Here is a 17,383-nt window from a genome sequence, read left to right as displayed (position 1 = left end):
CGTGACCGTGACCAAGGACCTCTACGAACTCGGCGACGCCCCACCCCTCGGCACCGCGCCGAAGCGGATGTACGCCTCCCTGATCCGCCAGGAACGCTACGGCCGGCCCGTGGACGCCTTCCGTACCGAAGTGGTGGACGTCCCGCCCGTGGGCCCCGGACAGGTGCTCGTCAAGGTGATGGCCGCCGGCGTCAACTACAACAACGTGTGGGCGGCGCTCGGTGAGCCGCTCGACGTGATCGCGGCCCGCCAGAAGCAGGGGGCCACCGAGGACTTCCACATCGGCGGCTCGGACCTGTCGGGCATCGTCTGGGCGGTCGGTGACGGCGTGCGCCTGAAGCCCGGTGCCGAGGTGGTCGTCCTGGCCTGCCGCTGGGACGAGTCGGCCCAGGACATCCGGCTGGGTGCCGACCCGGTGACCTCCTCCACCCAGCGGGTCTGGGGGTACGAGGAGAACTACGGTTCGTTCGCCCAGTTCGCCGTCGTCGACGAGTACATGTGCCACCCGAAGCCGCAGCGGCTCTCCTGGGCGGCGGCCTCCTGCTACATGGCCACCGCGGCGACCGCCTACCGTCAGCTCTTCGGCTGGGAGCCGCACACCGTGCGGCCCGGCGACCCGGTCCTGATCTGGGGCGGCGCCGGCGGCCTCGGCAGTATCGCCATCCAGCTCGTGCGCCATGTCGGCGGGATCCCCGTGGCCGTGGTCTCCAGCGAGGAGCGCGGCGAGTTCTGTATGCGGCTCGGGGCGAAGGGGTGGATAGACCGGCGCGAGTTCGACCACTGGGGCCGGCTGCCGGACACCACCGACGAGGAGGCGATGAAGAAGTGGCTGGACGGCGCCCGCGCCTTCGGCCGCCGCTTCTGGGAGGTGCTCGGGGAGCGCCGCGCGCCGCGCATCGTCCTGGAGCACTCGGGTGCCGACACCATCCCGACCTCGGTCTACATGGCCGACAACGCGGGCATGGTCGTGATCTGCGGCGGCACGACCGGCTACAACGGCGACGTGGACCTGCGGTTCCTGTGGATGCGGCAGAAGCGCCTGCAGGGCTCGCACGTCGCCAGCGCCCGTGAGGCGCGCGAGATCACGCGGCTGATCGACCAGGGCGCGATCGACCCCTGCCTGTCGCGGACGTTCGGCTTCGAGGAGATCGGGCTGGCCCACCAGCTCATCCACGACAACCAGCACCCCTCGGGCAACATGGCGGTGCTGGTGAACGCCACCGGGTAGCGCCGGCCGGCACGTACGAGGGCCGGTACCCCCGGCGGGGTACCGGCCCTCGTCTCTTCTCCGGTGGAGCGGTGCCGGGGGGCTCAGGCGCGCAGCGCCTTCTTGAGGATCTTCCCGGCGGGGTTGCGGGGCACCCGCTCGATGAACTCGAAGGTCCGGGGCCGCTTGTACGGGGCCAGGTTCTCGCGGACGTGCGCCAGCAGGGTGGCCGTGGTCGTCCCCTCCTCGACGACGACGTAGGCGAGCGGGACCTCGCCGTAGTCCTCGTCGGGCACGCCGACGACGGCCGCGTCGCGGACCTGCGGATGGGACGTCAGGGCGCGTTCGATCTCCGAGGGGTAGACGTTCTGACCGGCCCGGATGATGACGTCCTTGCTGCGGTCCACCAGGTGGATGCGTCCGCCCTCGTCGACGAAGCCCAGATCGCCGGTGCGGACCCAGCCGTCGGCCGTGACCTCCTCGGTGGACTCCGGGTCGTTCCAGTACCCCTGCATGACGCCGGGTCCCCGGACGACGATCTCGCCGATCTCGCCGCGCTCCACCTCCCGCCCGTCCTCGCCGACGGCGCGGGCGGACATGCCGGGGACGACGCGTCCGCAGGGGATGCGCGCGGTGACGTCGCCGGGCTCGGGGTGCTCGTCCGGACCCAGGGTGACGAAGGGTCCGCCGACCTCGGTCATGCCGTACACCTGGCGGAAGCCGCAGCCGAGCCGTTCGACGGCCTCCGCGTACACGTCGAGCGGCATGGGTGCGGCGCCGTACAGGATCTCCCGCAGGGAGCCGAGGTCGGTGCGGTGGGAGCCCTTGGCCTGGAGCATGAACCGCACCATCTGCGGGACCATCCACATGTGGGTGGCCCGGTTCTCCTCCACCGCGGCGAGAGCGCGTTGCGGGGTGAAACCGGGCATCAGCACGATGGTGGCGCCCGCGGCCATGTAGGTCAGGGAGACGACCATGCTGCCGTGGTACAGCGGGCAGCAGTTGACCATCACGATGTCGTCCGTGGGGCGGGCGAGGACGAGCCAGCCGAGGGCGATGGCGCGGAAGGAGCCGCCGTCGACGGTGACGCCCTTGGCCTGTCCGGTGGTCGCGGAGGTGTGCAGGATCGCGACGGGGTCGGTGTCGGCGACCTCGGGCAGCTCGACGGGCTCGTCCACCGTGCCGAGCGCGTCGAAGACGGGCTTGTCCAGCGGCATCCGGATGCGCACGGAGGCGGGGAGCGAGGTGTGCCGGTCGAGCAGGGCGGACTCCCCGAGGACGGCGACGGCGCCGACCCGCTCGATGATGCCGGCGACCTCGGGGACGGCCAGACTGTGGTTGAGCGGCACGAAGAGCGCGCCGAGCCGGGCGAGGGCGAAGTAGCTCTCCACCACCTCGATCCGGTCCTGGGCGAGGACGGCGACCCGGTCACCGCGCCGGATTCCGAGGGCGGCCAGGCCCCGGGCGAGTTCGACCGTGCGGTCGTGGAACTGGGCCCAGGTGACGCTACGCCGCTCGTCGACGAGGGCGGTGCGGTCGGGGTGGCACTGGCGGTTGCGCTCCGCCAACTGGGTCAGCCACATCAGGCACCGCCGGCCGTCCCGGCCGTCGTGCGCTCGGCGACGAACCGCTCGTAGTCGGCGATGGTCCGCAGTTCCTCCATGTCGTCCCCGGTGATCTCCACTCCCGTGCGCTGTTCGACCAGGAGGACCAGGCGCACCAGGTCGCCCGAGTCGATGCCGCTGCCGGCCAGGTCGACGTCGTCACCGAGGGTCTCGGCGTACTCGGTGGTGCCGGTGAGTTCGACCAGCAACTCCCTGATGGTGCTCATGCCTTCTCCTCTTCACTCAGCCGCGGCCGTCCGCCGGTCCCGGCCACACACGCGTGTTGTCGCAGAGGAAGAGGCGCGAGGAGGCGGCGGCAATCCCCCGGCCCCGTGGTGACGCTCGTCACGCGCCGGATCGGGAGGGCGAGGGATAGCGGGCCGGGGCGGACGCCTCTTCCCGGGTACGGAGGTTCCCCCCTTGGCAGCAGAGGATGTGATGCAGGTGCCCAGGCAGCGCGCGCAGACCGCCGTCGCGGTCCGCGACACCGGTCCGGTGTGGCCCCGGCCCGGGGACGGGGCCGTATGACCGGCGCACCGGCGCGGGGGACGGCCTCCCCCGCCGCCGACGAAGAGGCGGCGTCGCAGGCCCGGCTCACCGCCGAGTTCGAGGCGCTGCTCGCCGAGGGGGAGACGGTCGAGCCCCGGGACTGGATGCCGGACGGCTACCGCCGCATGCTGATCCGGCAGATCGCCCAGCACGCGCACTCCGAGATCATCGGGATGCAGCCGGAGGGCGCCTGGCTGACCCGGGCACCGTCGCTGCACCGGAAGTCCGTCCTGCTGGCGAAGGTCCAGGACGAGGCGGGCCACGGCCTGTACCTGTACTCGGCGGCCGAGACGCTGGGCGTGGACCGCGCGGAGTTGCTGGCGGCGCTGCACCGCGGCCAGCAGCGGTACGCGGCGACCTTCAACCACCCGGCACTGACCTGGGCGGACACCGGGGCCGTCGCCTGGCTGACGGACGGCGCCGCGGTCATCAACCAGGCGCCGCTGTGCCACACCTCGTACGGGCCCTACGCGCGGGCCATGCGCCGGGTGTGCCAGGAGGAGGCGTTCCACGTGCGGCAGGGGTACGACCTGATGAAGGCGCTCTGCGAGGGCACGCCCGCGCAGAAGGCGATGGCGCAGGACGCGGTGGACCGCTGGTGGCTGCCGGCGGTGGCGCTGATGTTCGGGCCGCCGGACACGGACGCGGCGGGCGGCGACGCGAAATCGGCCGCGCTGGGGGCGGCGGTCTCCCGCCGGGCCATCGCCTGGGGCATCAAGCGGCACACCAACGACGAACTGCGCCAGCGGTTCGTCGACCACTGCGTGCCGCAGGCGGAACGCCTCGGCCTGACCCTGCCCGACCCCGGCATCCGCTGGAACGAGGAGCGCGGGCACTACGACTTCGGTCCGGTCGACTGGGAGCTGTACCGGGGCGCCCTGGGCGACGACACGCACACCGCCCGGCAGCGGCTGGCCCACCGGGTCGCCGCGCACGAGGACGGCGCGTGGGTCCGGGAGGCGGCCGCCGCGTACGCGGCGCGGCAGTCCGGTGCGGACACGGCGGGCACGAGCACGGAGGCGGTGGCGTGAGCGGGCCGGCGGAGGGCGCCCCGGCGTCCTGGGAGGTGTTCCTGCGGCCCCGCCGCGGGCTGTCCCACCAGCACGTGGGGTCGGTACGGGCGAGCGATCCCGACATGGCGCTCTCCCACGCCCGCGACCTGTACACCCGGCGCGGCGAGCCGCTGTCGCTGTGGGTCGTGCGCTCGGACACGGTGTACGCGGCGTCGCCGGACGAACGCGACCCGTTCTTCAGCAACGCGCCGCACAAGCCGTACCGCTACCCGGAGGAGTTCGTACCGCTGTCGGAAGGGGGCGAGGGCGATGACTGAGACGGTGACCGGGTCGACCCGGCAGGGTACGGACGCCGCGCTGGCGCGGTACGCGGTGCGGCTCGGCGACGACGCGCTGGTGCTCGCGCAGCAGCTGTGCCGGTGGATCACCAGGGCGCCGGCCATCGAGGAGGACCTGGCGCTCTCCAACATCGCGCTCGACCTGGTCGGCCATGCCCGGACACTGCTGACCCTCGGCGGGCGCCTGGACGGCACCGGCCGCACCGAGGACGACTTCGCGTTCCTGCGCACGGAACGGGAGTTCACCAACGCGCTCCTCGTCGAGATCCCGGACGGCGACTTCGCCGGGACGGTGGCGCGACAGCTCGCCTACACGCACCACGCCGTGCTCCTGTACGAGGCCCTGGCCGCGAGTACGGACCCGGAGCTGGCGGCGTTCGCGGTCCGGGCGGCCAAGGAGGTCGCCTACCACCGGCGGCACGCCGACGACTGGGTGGTCCGGCTGGGCCTGGGCACCGCGGAGAGCGCGCGGCGGATGCGGGCCGGGCTGGAGCGGGTGTGGCCGTGCACGGCCGAACTGTTCGAGGAGGACGCGCTGGTGCGCGGGCTCACCGCGGCGGGTGCCGTCCCCGCACCGGGCCCGCTGCGCGAACGCTGGCACCAGGAGGTGGCGGCCGTGCTGGAGCGGGCCGGACTGCCGCTCCCCGCGCCGAAGTGGCACGCCACCGGAGGCCGCGACGGCCTGCACACCGAGGCGTTCGGCCCGCTGATCGCCGAACTCCAGTCGGTGCACCGGCAGTTCCCGGGAGGCACGTGGTGAGCGGTCCCCCGCACCCGGAGCCCTCCCCCGCCCCGCTGCCGGTGGCGGAGGTGGCGCGGCAGGTGGGCGAGGTGCCCGATCCGGAACTGCCGATGATCGGCCTCGGCGACCTCGGGGTGGTCGAGTCCGTGGCGGTCGCGGAGGACGGAATCCTCGAAGTGGCGATCCTGCCGACCTTTCTGGGCTGCCCGGCCCTGCCCGCGATCACCGCCTCCGTGCGGGAGGTGCTCGTGCGGTGCGGTCACCCCGAGGGCCGCGTCCGGCACGTGCTGGCGCCCGCCTGGAGTTCGGACCGGATCAGTGCGCGGGGCCGGTCCGCGCTGGCCGCGCACGGGATCGCGCCGCCCGCGCCCTCGGACGCCCCCGAGCCCGTACGGCTCGGTCTCGGTACGCCCTGCCCGTACTGCGGTTCCCTGGCCACCCGTCCGCGCAGCGCGTTCGGCCCCGCCCGCTGTCAGTCGATGCTCCACTGCGCCGGCTGCCGGGAGACCTTTCCCCTGATGACGGCGATGTGAGGCGACACCCCATGGACACTGCGGTTCCGAGGGCGGCGCAGGCGGCGCCGCCGCGCACCGGCTGGTACCCGCTGCCGGTCACCCTGCTGGACCGGCTCACCGAGGACACCATCGCGATCACCCTGGAGGTTCCGGACGGCCTGCGCGAGCGGTTCGCCCACCGGCCCGGCGCCCACGTCGTCGTCCGGCACCGGTCCGGAGGCCGGGAACTGCGCCGCAGTTACTCGGTGTGCCCGCCTCCCGAGGACCCGGCGGCGCTGCGGCTGGTGGTGAAGCGCAACACCTCCGACGGTTTCGGCGCCCACGCCCTGGAGCGGCTCGCGGCCGGTGACCTCCTGGAGGTGGGTCCGCCCGCAGGCCACTTCGGGCTGCCGCAGGTACGCGGCGCGCACCACGTGCTGATCGCCGGAGGCTGCGGCATCACGCCGCTGGCCCCGATGGCGGCGGCCGCCCTGCGGGAGGACCCGACGTGCCGGGTCTCCCTGGTGCACGCGGCGCGCACGGCCCGCGGCGCCCTGCTGGCCGACGAGACGGCCGTGCTGAAGGACGCGTACGTCGACCGCTTCACCGCGCTGTACGTGCTCTCCCGCGAGCGGCGCGAGACCGAGTTGTTCAGCGGCCGGATCGACGCGGACCGGCTGACGCGGCTGCTGACCCTCCTGGGCGCCCGGCCCGGCCCCGCGACCCGGTTCGCGGTGTGCGGACCGTACGGCCTGGTGGAGACGGTCCGCTCCACCCTCGAGAGGTGGGGGGCCGAGCCGGACACCGTCCGTTTCGAGCTGTTCTCCACCGACGGGGCGCCGCCGGAGCCGGAGCCCGAGGCCCCCGCCGTCCGCCAGGGGCGGGTCACCACCGTGCTCGCCGGGCGCACCGGCACGGTGACGACGGCACCGGAGGACACCACGCTCCTCGACACCGTGCTGCGGTCCCGCCCCGACGCGCCCTACGCCTGCCGTGACGGGGTGTGCGGGAACTGCCGCGCCAAGGTCGTCCGGGGGGCCGTGACCCTCGGCCGGCAGCACGCGCTGGACGCGGCCGACCTCGCGGCGGGCTACACCCTCGCGTGCCGGGCCCGGCCGCACACCGACGACGTGACGCTCGACTTCGACGCCTGAGTCCCCCTTCCACCCCTTCCACCCCTTCCACGAGGAGAGTCCCATGACCACCACCCAGCGGCACCAGGGCAGAACCGCACTCGTCACCGGCGGCAGCCGGGGCATCGGCCGCGCCATCAGCCGGCGGCTGGCCGCCGAGGGCGCTCTGGTGGCCGTCCACTACGGCCACGACCACGCGGCGGCCGGGCGGACGGTCAAGGAGATCGAGGCGGACGGTGGGCGTGCCTTCCCCGTCCACGCGGAACTGGGCGTGGACGGGGACGCCGCCACGCTCTGGGCGGCCTTCGACGAGGCGCTGTCGGGGACGGGTTCCCGGCCGGGGCTGGACATCCTGGTCAACAACGCCGGCATCACCCTGCCCCGTCCCATCGCCGCCGTCACCGAGGAGGAGTACGACCGGGTCTTCGCGGTGAACACCCGGGCGCCGTTCTTCATCGTCCAGCGCTCCCTGGAGCGGCTGCGTGACGGCGGCCGGATCATCAGCATCTCCTCCGCCGCGACGCAGACCGCCTACCCGGCGATCGTCGCCTACTCGATGAGCAAGGGCGCCCTGGACGTGCTCACGCCGGCCCTCGCCAAGCAGCTGGGCCCGCGCGGCATCACGGTCAACACGGTCGCGCCCGGATTCACCGAGACCGAGATCAACCCGACGCTGAGCAACCCGGAGATCCGCAAGGCCCTCTCCTCGGCGTCGGTCTTCGACCGGCTCGGCGCCCCCGCCGACATCGCCGACGTCGTCTCCTTCGTGGCGAGCGACGAGGCCCGCTGGGTCACCGGGCAGTGGATCGACGCCACCGGCGGTGTCGGCCTCGGTCTGTGACCGGCCGTCCCCGCGCCCCACACCGGTCTGTTCCTAGGAGCCCCGATGAACGACGGCCCGTCCGCTCTCGCGGATCCCGCCGAGGACACCCCGCTGACCCGCCCCTTCTCCGGCGCCAGCCCCTACGAGGAGTACGTCCACGCCTCCGTCCTCAACACCCTGCAACAGCCCCTCACCGAAGCCGCCGACGAGATGGGATTCCTCGTCACCACGCAGGTGATGGAGTTGTGGTTCACCCTGATCGTCCACGAGTGGCGCACGGCGCGGGAGGCGTTCGTCAAGGACGACCTGCCCGCCGCGCTCGACGCCCTGGTCCGCAGCCGGCGCGCCCTGTCCGCGCTCAACGACTCCTGGCAGCCGATCGCCGCGCTGACGCCCCGCCAGTTCGAGGGCTTCCGGACCGCGTTCGGCCGGGCCTCCGGTTTCCAGTCGGCGATGTACCGGCACATCGAGTTCCTGCTCGGCGAGAAGTCGCAGTCCCTGGTGAACGCCCATCGCGGGGACCCGGCCGTCCACGAGGCGCTGCGCGACGCCCACCGCGAGCCGTCCCTCTACGACGAGGTCCTGTGCTGCCTGCACCGCCAGGGCCTGCCCGTGCCCGCGCACGTCCGCGAACGCGACGTCTCCCTCTCCTACACCTCCGACCCGGCCGTGGTGGAGCTGTGGCGCGGCGTCTACGCCGGATCGCCGTACGAGGCACCGGCCCAGCTCGCGGAGGCGCTGACCGACATCGCCGAGCTGGTCGCCCGCTGGCGGTTCGACCACCTGACGGTGGTGCGCCGGGCCATGGGGGCCAAGCCCGGCAGCGGGGGCACCGCCGGAGTGGCCTACCTGGAGCAGCGCGCCCGGCGTGTGGTCTTCCCCGAGCTGTGGGAGGCACGCGGTGCGCTCTAGGGCCATCTCCGCGTTCGCGGCGGAGGAGGAGAAGCGTGTCCTCAGCCTGAAGCCGGTACTGGCGCCCCACCACGGCAGGTACGGCGACCACCCGCACCAGGTCTACGACGCCTGGCCGGCCGAGGACCCGGACGCCCCGCTGGTGATCCTGCTGCACGGCGGGTACTGGCGGTACGACCGGATGCATCTGACACCGTTCGCCGCCTACCTGGCCGGGCAGGGGCTCTCCACGGTGCTTCCCGGGTTCCGCAGGTCGGGCGGGGCGGGGGGATACCCCGAGACCTTCGACGACGTCGCCCGCCTCGTGGACACGCTGCCCGGGGGGCGGCCGTACATCCTCGCCGGGCACTGCTCGGGCGGTCATCTGGCCCTGTGGTGCGCCGCCCGCGGGCTGCTGCCGCCCGGGTCGCCGTGGCACACCTCCACGCTCCCCACGGGTGTCCTCGCCCTGGCGCCGCTCACCGACCTCGCGGCGACCCGCCGGGACGGGCTGAGCGACGACGCCGCGCTGCAACTGATGGGCGGCGAGGAGGGGTTCGCCGCGCACATGGCGTCCGTGGACCCGCTCACCCTGCTCAGCGGCGCGGGGACGACGGGGGTGCCGACCGTGCTGCTCCACGGCGAGGTGGACGAGGAGGTGCCGCTGACCCAGTTCTCCGACTACGCCGCCGTCCACCACGACCTGCGCACCGTCGTCCTGCCGGGCACGGGGCATTACACGCTCATCGAGCCAGGGGCGCCGGCGGCCCGCGAGGTCGCCGACACGCTGTGGCGGATGGCCTGCGAGCAGCGGGGGCCCGGCACCACGGCGGGCCCCACGGACCGGCGGGCCACGGCGAGGGGTGCCGGCCTCACCTGACGCCCGGTCCGCCCGGACCGCCCGGACCGGGCCGCCCGATCCCGACGGCGCCTCGCCGGGGCCGGCAGCCAGAGGTGCAGCCTCGCTGCCGGCTCCGTCGCCGCTCCGCACCGAACAGCCGCTGCGCCCGGCGGACTTCGAGCTGCCGTGGCGTCTGGACACTCACTTCGAGCCACGCGGGAGGCCGGCCGGGTCTTCCGGATCGGCTGGGACCCGCCTCTCCGGACCGTGCACTTCTCATGTTTTTCAGGTGTTTCCCTAATGGTGTTGCCGCACCGGACACGGACCCGCTCACCCGTGCCGCCACCTCCTGCGGCTCCCCGGACGCCGACGAAACCCCTCTCACGTGCGCTTTCGCGCCGAGGCCCGCTGGAACCACGGCCCTGAGGCGGTCTCGTGCCGTTCTCATTGCCTCGAACGACGCCCTGCGGGCCTCAAGTGCGTGACTCGTGAAGCCATGTGTCGGTCCATCACATCATCTACACAGTCACAGGCTTGACTTGGATGAATCTCGCGCCGACACCACCCGCCAAGCTACCCCGGAGGGTGGTCCGAAGGTCGCGAAATCGCCCATCAGGCCTGCAACCGCCCCCGCCGGCGCCGCGTTGAGGATTCACCGGTGATCCCGTGTGTGATCGAACTGAGGTGATCATGTGCGCTTGAGTGCTCTGAATTCTCAACACTGCGTACATCCGCGGTCACTGGCGAACACGTAGGATCAGGCCGCGCCATCGCTGCCCCGTCTGCCCTCTCTGTGACGATGCGCGCGGTGTGCCAGCTCCACCCCCCACTTCCCCCATCCCTAGGTATCTGCGTGTCACCGATACTCAACACCGGTTCCTGCGATGGAGCCGTTCAGTGAAAATCAATCGCCGCCTCACCCTGCTCGTGGCCGCACCCCTGGCGGTGGCCGTCACCTTCTCGGGGCTGGCCCTCGCTCCGGCGGCCAGCCAGGCGCTGCAGGCCGACCGGCTGGCCGACATGGTCGAAGCAGCCGCCGGAGCAGCGGAGTTGACCGAGCATCTGCAGCACGAACGGGTCGCGGCGACCGCGCTCGTCTCCGGCCAGGGAGACCTGGACACGTTCCGCGGGAGTTCCGAGACGACCGACCGGAGCGTCGCCCGGTTCCGTCAGGGGATCGCGGACCTGTCCGAGGTCCCCCAGAACGCCCAGGTCATGCTGGACCGCATCGAGCGCTCCGTGGAGAAACTGGTGTCCCTGCGCGCCCAGGCACGCTCGGGCAGCAGCACCATCTCCGCGCTCGCCTTCGGCTACCGGATCGTGATCGCCGACCTGATCGGCTACCGGGACGGCATCGCCCAGGCCGACGGTGTCGACGCCGACATCGCCGACCGGATCCGCGCCGCCGCCGCCCTCTCCGAAGCAGCCGAGTACACGGCTCAGGAGCAGGTCACGGTCATGCGTGCGCAGGCGACGGGCGGCTTCACCACCGCCTCACGACGGACCTTCGACGCCAGCCGCCTCGGCTACACCGAGTCCATCGGGACCCTGTACGGCCTCGGCCCCGGTGAGTGGCGGACCATGCTGGAGCGCACCCTCTCCGGCGAGAAGGCACTGGAGGCCCGCCGGCTGGAGGACCGCATCAGCCGCACCGGTGTCGACCAGGACATCGATGTCGCCCCGAAGGAGTGGATCAAGGCCTCGGCGGACCGGCAGGAGCTGCTGCGGTCGGTGGAGAAGCGGGTCGACGCCTCCGTCCACGAGACCGTCTCGGCCGAGCGCACCCTGCTGTTCTGGACGGCCGGCGGCGAACTCGTCCTGGTGGTGCTGACCCTGGTCGGCGCCGTGGTCGTGGCCTTCCGCCTGGGCCGGGTCATGATCCGCCGCCTGCACGGTCTGCGCAACGCGGCCCGTGGCGTCGCCCAGACGGGCCTGCCCGCGGTGATGAGCGAGCTGTCCCAGCCAGGAGCCCTGCGGGGCGCCACTCCCGAGGAGGTCGCGAAGCGGACCGCCGATCCGGTCGAGACCACGGGTGACGACGAGATCGGCGAGGTCGGTGAGGCGTTCAACGCCGTCCATCACGAGGCCGTCCGGCTGGCCGCGCAACAGGCGCACATCCACGCGCAGTTCGCCGAGACGCTGGTCGGGGTCGCGCGCCGTGGCGCCCAGCTCACCAGCATCATGGTGTCCGAACTGGACACGGTGCAGCGCGACGAGGCCGACCCCGAGCGGATGAAGACCCTCTTCGCCCTCGACCATCTCGCCGTCCGGATGGAGCGCAACACCAACAACATCCTGGTGCTGGGTGGTTTCGGGCACGGCCGGGTGCGGACCGACGATGTCGACTGCTCCACCGTCGTCATGGCCGCGGCCCAGCAGATCGAGCGCTTCGAGCGGGTGACGCTCGGCGTCGTCGAGGCCGATGTCGGAATCGCGGCGCGGGCGGTGCACGACGTGGCGCACATCCTCGCCGAGATCCTCGACAACGCGACCCGCTTCTCGTCCCCGGAGTCGCCGGTCGGCGTCACCGTCTGGCGGCTGGGCGAGCAGGCCGTCGTGCAGATCGTGGACGAGGGCGTGGGCATCCCGCCGGACCGCCGTGCCATCCACAACGCCGCGCTGCGCGAGCCGCAAGCGGGGGTCGGCGACGTCCGCTTCATGGGCCTGCACGTGGTGGCGCGGCTCGCCGCCCGGCACGGCATCGTCGTGGAACTGCGTGACTCCTCCGGCCCCGGCACCATCGCCGAGATCACCCTGCCCCCGGGCGTGCTGGTCACGATGGAGCGGAACACCGCCGCCTCACCCTGGGAGACCGGCACCCCACCCGGTGCGGAGCTCGCCGGCGGCCGTCCCCGGCCGGCCCGCCGGGCGGCCGGGACGACCGCGGTGGCGGAGCGCGAACGCGTCGCGGCGCCTCCCCCGCCCCCGGCGGGCGAGCCGGCCGACCGGATCGCCGGGGTCAGCGCGTCGGGTCTGCCCGTCCGCAAGCGCAACGCTCCGCAGCAGTGGCCCTCGGCCGGCAAGCGCGAGACCACCGAGCGGCGCCCCGGGACGAGCGGTCCCCGCAAGCCGCCGCGCCGCCGCGATTCCCGGCAGGTGTCCGACGTTCTGGCGGCCTACGCGCAGGGAGTCAACAGGAGCACGACCCACCGCGGTCGCTCCACCGACGACGGCAACACCGAACGGAGCAAGTGATGAACGAACCCACCGAACTGAGCTGGATCCTCCAGGACTTCACCGGTCGCGTCCCGGAGGTCACCCGGGCGATAGCCGTCTCTGTGGACGGTCTGGCACTGGCCTACGCCGGTCTGGACCGCGACGAGGCCGACCGGCTCGCCGCCATCGCCTCCGGCATCGTGAACCTGTTGTCCGCGGCCGCCCAGGCCACGGAGACCGACCCCGTGGAGCACAGCCTGACCGCCATGGAGGGCGGCTACATGTTCTCCATGGCCGTCTCCACCGGCGCCTCCCTGCTGGTGACGACCACCCGGGACGCCGACATCGGCGAGGTCAGCTACATGATGGCCGAGCTGATCAACCAGGTGGGCGACTCCCTCTCCCCGCAGCTCCGCGACCCGCACACCCAGCTCTCCAACTGACCGGGCCGCTCCGTCGGAACGCGGCGGCGCGTCACCTCCGTGCCGCCGTCCGACCGGGCGACCCGCTCGTGCCCCCGCCCCCTTTCCCCTGATTGGGAACCTCCATGTTCTTTCGCGCCTCTACCCCCCGCCGCAGAGCCCGGGCGCTCGGCGCCGCCGCCGTCGCCCTCGGCCTGGCCGCGGTCACCGGATGCTCCGGCGGCGGCGACGCCGGCGACGGCAAGCTGAAGGTCGGCCTCGTCGCCTCGCTCTCCGGCACCTACAAGCCGGTCGGCACCGAGTTGCGGGCCGGCTTCGAGCTGTACCTGGAGACGCACGACAACAAGCTGGGCGGCCGTGAGGTCGAGCTGATCGTCGCCGACGAGGGCGACGGCCCGCCGACCGCCGTGCCCGCGGCGACCAAGCTGGTCAAGAAGGACAAGGTCGACGTGTTGACCGGCTTCGTCAGCGGTGGCTCGGTCAACGCCGTCCTGCCCCTGGTCGAGCAGGCCAAGATCCCCTTCCTGGGGTCCAACGCCAGGCCGCCCGTCAAGGACCTCGAGTACATCTGGACGACGAGCTTCATGTCCGACGAGCCGGGCCGGGCGATCGCCCCGTACATCAAGGAGAAGGTGGACGGCCCGGTCTACGCGATCGGACCGGACTACCAGGGCGGCTACGACGAACTGCGCGGCTTCACCGACGAGTTCAAGCGGGTGAAGGGCAAGCTCGCCAACCCCGACGGCAAGACCACCTGGACGCCCTTCCCGAAGACCACGAACTTCATGCCGTACTTCGCGGAGATCGCCAAGACGGACGCCAAGGCGGTCTACTGCTTCTACGCCGGCAAGGCCGCGATCGACTTCGCCAAGCAGTACGCGCAGTCCGACATCGCCCATCTGCCGCTCTACACCGCGTTCGTGACCGAGGGCAGCGTGCTCCAGGCCCAGGGTGACGCGGCGAAGGACATCTACTCGGTCCTCAACTACTCGGCCGACCTGGACAACGACGCCAACCGCAAGTTCGTCGCCGACTGGACCGCCAAGCACGACTCCCAGCCCACCACCTACGCCATGTCCTCGTACGACGCGGCGGCCGTGCTGGACAAGGCGGTCGCGGACGCCGCCAAGGACGGCGAGGTGACCCCGCAGACCGTCAACAAGGCCATCGACGGACTGGGCCAGATCGACAGCCCGCGCGGCGCCTGGGAGTTCGGCGCGAAGGCGCACGCCCCCGTGCAGACCTGGTACCTGCGTCAGGTACGCAAGGACGGTGACCAGTTGGCCAACGTCATGGTCGAGGACCTGGCGACACTCGGCGGCTGACATGGGACTCCTCGACGCTCATCTCGTTCCGGCCGTGGACGGGGTGGCCTACGGTCTGCTGCTGTTCGTGGTCGCCTCCGGGCTCAGTCTCGCCTTCGGCACCGCAGGCGTGCTGAACCTCTCCCACGGCATGCTGTACGCGGTCGGTGCCTACACGGGGGCCGAGTTGAGCGACGGGACCTGGGGCGGCCTTCTCCTCGGGCTGGCCGCAGGGACCACCGCCGCCTGCCTGGTGGGTGCGGGGCTGTCCGCGGCCTCGTTCCCGCTGGCGCGGCGCGGGCATCTCGCCCAGGCACTTCTGACCTTCGGTCTCGCCCTGATCGGCGGTGACCTGCTCATCCAGTTCTTCGGGGCGGACGACCTGCCGGTGCGCGTCCCGGCGGCCCTGGACACCTCGGTGTCGCTGCTGGGCCACCGCTACCCGGCCTACCGGCTCTGCTTCATCGTGATGGCGGTGCTCCTGGCGGCGTTCGGCACCTGGGTGCTGGTCCGCACCCGGGTGGGCGCGGCGGTGCGTGCCGCCGCGGACGACCCGCAGATGCTGGCGGCCACCGGGTACAGCCCGCGGACGGTGCACCTCGGGGTGCTCGCCGCGGCGGGCGCGCTGGCCGGGGCCGCGGGGGTTCTGGGAGCCCCGATCATCGGCCCCGGCCCCGGTACCGCCGAGACCGTGCTGATGCTCTCCCTCGTGGTGGTCGTCCTGGGCGGGCTGCGCTCGCTGTGGGCGACCTTCTTCGCGGCGATCGGCGTCGGCGAGGTCCAGACGCTCGGTGTCTCCGTGGCACCGGGCCTCGCTCCGTACCTGTTGTTCGCCGCGATGGCGGCGGTACTGGTGCTGCGTTCCCGGTTCGCGGAGCCGGCCACCGGGCACGGCACGGACGGGCCCGTCCCGGACCCGCTGGGCCGGCTCGTCGGCCGCGTCGGCGCACGCCTGCGCCGGGTGATCCGCTCCGCCCGGCCGACGGCCGGCTCAGCATCGCCGCCTCGGCGTGGCAGGCTTCCGTCCGGCGCCGCCTGGCGGCGGGCGGCACCCCTGCTCGTCTTGTGCGCGGCTCTGGTGGCGCTGCCGGGGCTGCTCGACGCGTACACGATCTCGCTGGCCGGATCGGCGCTGGCGCTGGGGCTGCTCGCCGTCAGCGTCACCGTCCTCACCGGCTACGCGGGGCTGCCGACGCTGGGCCAGACCGCGCCCTTCGCCGTCGGCGCGTACACGACGGCCAATCTGGCGGCCGCCGGCTGGACCGTGGGCCCCGTGCAGATCCTGCTCTCGGCGCTCGCCGCCGCGGTGTTCTCCGCCGTCACCGGGCCCGCCGTGATCCGGGCCCGCGGCACGACCGTGCTCATGATCACGCTGGCCGTCGGCGAGCTGACGAGCGCCGCCGTCAACCAGCTCAAGTCCGTCACCGGCGGCGCCGACGGCCTCGTCGGCTTCCCGTCCACGCAGGCACTCTGGGGCGGGGAGGACCTGTTCGAGGAGAGCGAGCTGTACACCTACGCGCTCGTCGTGGCGGCCGTCGCGGTCGCCGCCACGCTCCTGGTGCTCCGCTCCCCGGCGGGGAAGCTGCTGACCGGGGCGCGCGGGGCGGAGGCGCGGATGCGCGCCTCCGGGCACCCGGTGTGGCGCTACCTGCTGGTGGCCTACATCGGCGCCGGGGCGCTGGCGGGCGTCGGCGGTTCGGTGATGGTCACCGTCCAGCAGTACCTCTCCCCGGCCGACGTGGGTTTCGAGATAGCGGCGTTCGCCCTGCTGGCGGCGGTCATCGGCGGGACGACCTCCGTGGTCGGCGCGCTGTTCGGCGCCGGGCTCATCGTCGCCACCCGGGACTGGGTGGCCGGCGCGTGGCCCGGCCACGGGCCGCTGCTGCTCGGGGTGCTGTTCGTCGCGGCCGTGTACCTCCTGCCCCGGGGCCTGGCCGGGCTGCGCGGCACCCCCTGCGAGCAGGAGGGCACGACCTCCTCCCCCGGCCCCCGGGACGAGCCTCCTGCCGTGTCCGCGCCCTCCTCCGCCCCCGCTCCGAGCCCCGTCGGAAAGGCCGGCCCATGACGCCCACGACGACCGCCGCCCGCACCGGGACGGCACTGGAACTGACCGGTGTCACCCGCGCGTTCGGCAGCCTCACCGCTGTCGACGACGTGAGCCTGCGTCTCCCTCCGGGGGCCCGGCACGCCGTCATCGGACCGAACGGCGCCGGCAAGACCACCCTGCTCAACCTGATCGCGGGAACCGACCGCCCCGACCGGGGCTCGATCGTGCTGGGCGGGGCGGACATCACGCGTACGAGCACCGCCCGGCGCAGCCGCGCCGGCATCGCCCGGAGCTTCCAGCAGCCCACGGTGATCGGCGCGCTGACCGTGCTGGACAACGTGGTGCTGGCGGGCTGGCCGCACGGCGGCCTCGGCGCGGCGTGGCGCCGGCCCGCGCGCCTGCGGGAGCGGGCAGCGGCGGCGGGCTCCCACCTGGAGGCCGTCGGGCTGGCCGACGCCGCGCACTGGCCGGCCTCCCGGCTCTCCCACGGGCAGCGGCGCATGCTCGACCTGGCCGCGGCGCTGGCGGGTGAGCCCCGGCTGCTGCTCCTGGACGAGCCGGCGGCCGGACTGACCGACGGGGACATCGGGCGGCTGCTGACCCTCCTCGACTCGCTGCCGAAGAGCGTCGCGGTGATCCTCGTCGAGCACCACGTCGAGGTCGTCGCGCATTTCGCGCAGACGGTGACCGTCCTGGCCGCCGGACGCGTCCTGGTCACCGCGCCGACCGGGGAGGCACTCGCCCACCCGTCGGTCCGCGACGCCTACCGCGGCACCGTCACCAAGACCGCGCCCGACACGAAGACCGGAAGGTGACCAC

At 73.1% G+C, this 17,383-nt stretch carries 16 protein-coding genes; 14 read left to right on the top strand and 2 right to left on the bottom strand.

Translation table 11 applies throughout. From position 1 onward, the window contains the following. Position 1: 1 nt before the first annotated feature. On the top strand, positions 2-1,228 hold the full coding sequence (ccrA, locus tag OIM89_RS29390; RefSeq protein ID WP_030696833.1) for a crotonyl-CoA carboxylase/reductase: 1,227 nt from the start codon (positions 2-4) through the stop codon (positions 1,226-1,228). An 83-nt stretch (positions 1,229-1,311) separates the two neighbouring features. Here ccrA and OIM89_RS29385 read toward each other — a convergent pair whose 3' ends face one another. Together OIM89_RS29385 and OIM89_RS29380 are read right to left on the bottom strand one after the other, a co-directional pair. Continuing rightward, entirely contained in the window at positions 1,312-2,790 is a 1,479-nt protein-coding gene (locus tag OIM89_RS29385) for a class I adenylate-forming enzyme family protein (protein WP_030696832.1), read from the bottom strand. Then, the gene (locus OIM89_RS29380) at positions 2,790-3,038 is read right to left on the bottom strand and encodes an acyl carrier protein (RefSeq protein ID WP_030696831.1); all 249 of its coding nucleotides are present in this window, start codon (positions 3,036-3,038) and stop codon (positions 2,790-2,792) included. Before OIM89_RS29380 ends, OIM89_RS29385 begins: the two co-directional genes overlap by 1 nt. 297 nt (positions 3,039-3,335) lie before the next feature. Between OIM89_RS29380 and paaA the strand changes: the two genes are divergently transcribed. From paaA to OIM89_RS29315, 13 genes are all read left to right on the top strand, one after another. Further along, entirely contained in the window at positions 3,336-4,391 is a 1,056-nt protein-coding gene (gene paaA / locus OIM89_RS29375) for a 1,2-phenylacetyl-CoA epoxidase subunit PaaA (protein WP_030696830.1), read from the top strand. Further along, positions 4,388-4,690, top strand: coding sequence for a 1,2-phenylacetyl-CoA epoxidase subunit PaaB (gene paaB, locus OIM89_RS29370; RefSeq protein ID WP_030696829.1), 303 nt, complete (start codon positions 4,388-4,390; stop codon positions 4,688-4,690). The genes paaA and paaB overlap by 4 nt, the downstream gene beginning before the upstream one ends. After that, a complete protein-coding gene (gene paaC, locus OIM89_RS29365) occupies positions 4,683-5,471 on the top strand; it encodes a 1,2-phenylacetyl-CoA epoxidase subunit PaaC (RefSeq protein WP_030696828.1) in 789 nt (262 codons plus the stop codon). The genes paaB and paaC overlap by 8 nt, the downstream gene beginning before the upstream one ends. Then, positions 5,468-5,986, top strand: coding sequence for a 1,2-phenylacetyl-CoA epoxidase subunit PaaD (gene paaD / locus OIM89_RS29360; RefSeq protein ID WP_226964896.1), 519 nt, complete (start codon positions 5,468-5,470; stop codon positions 5,984-5,986). Before paaC ends, paaD begins: the two co-directional genes overlap by 4 nt. A gap of 11 nt (positions 5,987-5,997) precedes the next feature. Further along, a complete protein-coding gene (locus OIM89_RS29355) occupies positions 5,998-7,101 on the top strand; it encodes a 2Fe-2S iron-sulfur cluster-binding protein (protein WP_030696826.1) in 1,104 nt (367 codons plus the stop codon). Between the two features lie 43 nt (positions 7,102-7,144). Continuing rightward, positions 7,145-7,921, top strand: a complete 777-nt coding sequence (locus OIM89_RS29350; RefSeq protein ID WP_030696825.1) for an SDR family oxidoreductase — start codon at positions 7,145-7,147, stop codon at positions 7,919-7,921. A 45-nt stretch (positions 7,922-7,966) separates the two neighbouring features. Further along, the gene (locus OIM89_RS29345; protein WP_264491749.1) at positions 7,967-8,815 is read left to right on the top strand and encodes a tryptophan 2,3-dioxygenase; all 849 of its coding nucleotides are present in this window, start codon (positions 7,967-7,969) and stop codon (positions 8,813-8,815) included. Then, the gene (locus OIM89_RS29340) at positions 8,805-9,674 is read left to right on the top strand and encodes an alpha/beta hydrolase family protein (RefSeq protein WP_264491748.1); all 870 of its coding nucleotides are present in this window, start codon (positions 8,805-8,807) and stop codon (positions 9,672-9,674) included. Before OIM89_RS29345 ends, OIM89_RS29340 begins: the two co-directional genes overlap by 11 nt. An 858-nt stretch (positions 9,675-10,532) precedes the next feature. After that, a complete protein-coding gene (locus OIM89_RS29335) occupies positions 10,533-12,830 on the top strand; it encodes a sensor histidine kinase (RefSeq protein ID WP_030696822.1) in 2,298 nt (765 codons plus the stop codon). Next, the gene (locus OIM89_RS29330; protein WP_030696821.1) at positions 12,830-13,234 is read left to right on the top strand and encodes a roadblock/LC7 domain-containing protein; all 405 of its coding nucleotides are present in this window, start codon (positions 12,830-12,832) and stop codon (positions 13,232-13,234) included. The genes OIM89_RS29335 and OIM89_RS29330 overlap by 1 nt, the downstream gene beginning before the upstream one ends. A gap of 104 nt (positions 13,235-13,338) precedes the next feature. Beyond that, positions 13,339-14,538, top strand: a complete 1,200-nt coding sequence (locus OIM89_RS29325) for an ABC transporter substrate-binding protein (RefSeq protein WP_030696820.1) — start codon at positions 13,339-13,341, stop codon at positions 14,536-14,538. A 1-nt stretch (position 14,539) separates the two neighbouring features. Next, positions 14,540-16,582: an ABC transporter permease gene (locus tag OIM89_RS29320; protein WP_264491747.1), complete on the top strand. Its 2,043-nt coding sequence runs from the start codon at positions 14,540-14,542 to the stop codon at positions 16,580-16,582. After that, positions 16,579-17,379 carry an ABC transporter ATP-binding protein gene (locus OIM89_RS29315; protein ID WP_047470943.1) on the top strand — a complete coding sequence of 267 codons (801 nt, stop codon included), beginning with the start codon at positions 16,579-16,581 and terminating at the stop codon, positions 17,377-17,379. Before OIM89_RS29320 ends, OIM89_RS29315 begins: the two co-directional genes overlap by 4 nt. The last annotated feature ends 4 nt before the right edge of the window (positions 17,380-17,383 follow it).

The sequence above is a fragment of the Streptomyces sp. BI87 genome (assembly GCF_025957665.1).
Classification (GTDB): domain Bacteria; phylum Actinomycetota; class Actinomycetes; order Streptomycetales; family Streptomycetaceae; genus Streptomyces; species Streptomyces albidoflavus.
Note: the sequence above shows the minus strand (reverse complement) of the source record. Positions and strands in the feature narration are given on the sequence as shown.

Excerpts from the sequence above, each read along its gene's own strand:
- OIM89_RS29385 (WP_030696832.1), bottom strand. The coding sequence starts at position 2,790 with ATGTGGCTGACCCAGTTGGCGGAGCGCAACCGCCAGTGCCACCCCGAC.
- OIM89_RS29380 (WP_030696831.1), bottom strand. The coding sequence starts at position 3,038 with ATGAGCACCATCAGGGAGTTGCTGGTCGAACTCACCGGCACCACCGAG.
- paaA (WP_030696830.1), top strand. The coding sequence starts at position 3,336 with ATGACCGGCGCACCGGCGCGGGGGACGGCCTCCCCCGCCGCCGACGAA.
- paaC (WP_030696828.1), top strand. The coding sequence starts at position 4,683 with ATGACTGAGACGGTGACCGGGTCGACCCGGCAGGGTACGGACGCCGCG.
- OIM89_RS29355 (WP_030696826.1), top strand. The coding sequence starts at position 5,998 with ATGGACACTGCGGTTCCGAGGGCGGCGCAGGCGGCGCCGCCGCGCACC.
- OIM89_RS29350 (WP_030696825.1), top strand. The coding sequence starts at position 7,145 with ATGACCACCACCCAGCGGCACCAGGGCAGAACCGCACTCGTCACCGGC.
- OIM89_RS29345 (WP_264491749.1), top strand. The coding sequence starts at position 7,967 with ATGAACGACGGCCCGTCCGCTCTCGCGGATCCCGCCGAGGACACCCCG.
- OIM89_RS29330 (WP_030696821.1), top strand. The coding sequence starts at position 12,830 with ATGAACGAACCCACCGAACTGAGCTGGATCCTCCAGGACTTCACCGGT.
- OIM89_RS29325 (WP_030696820.1), top strand. The coding sequence starts at position 13,339 with ATGTTCTTTCGCGCCTCTACCCCCCGCCGCAGAGCCCGGGCGCTCGGC.
- OIM89_RS29320 (WP_264491747.1), top strand. The coding sequence starts at position 14,540 with ATGGGACTCCTCGACGCTCATCTCGTTCCGGCCGTGGACGGGGTGGCC.
- OIM89_RS29315 (WP_047470943.1), top strand. The coding sequence starts at position 16,579 with ATGACGCCCACGACGACCGCCGCCCGCACCGGGACGGCACTGGAACTG.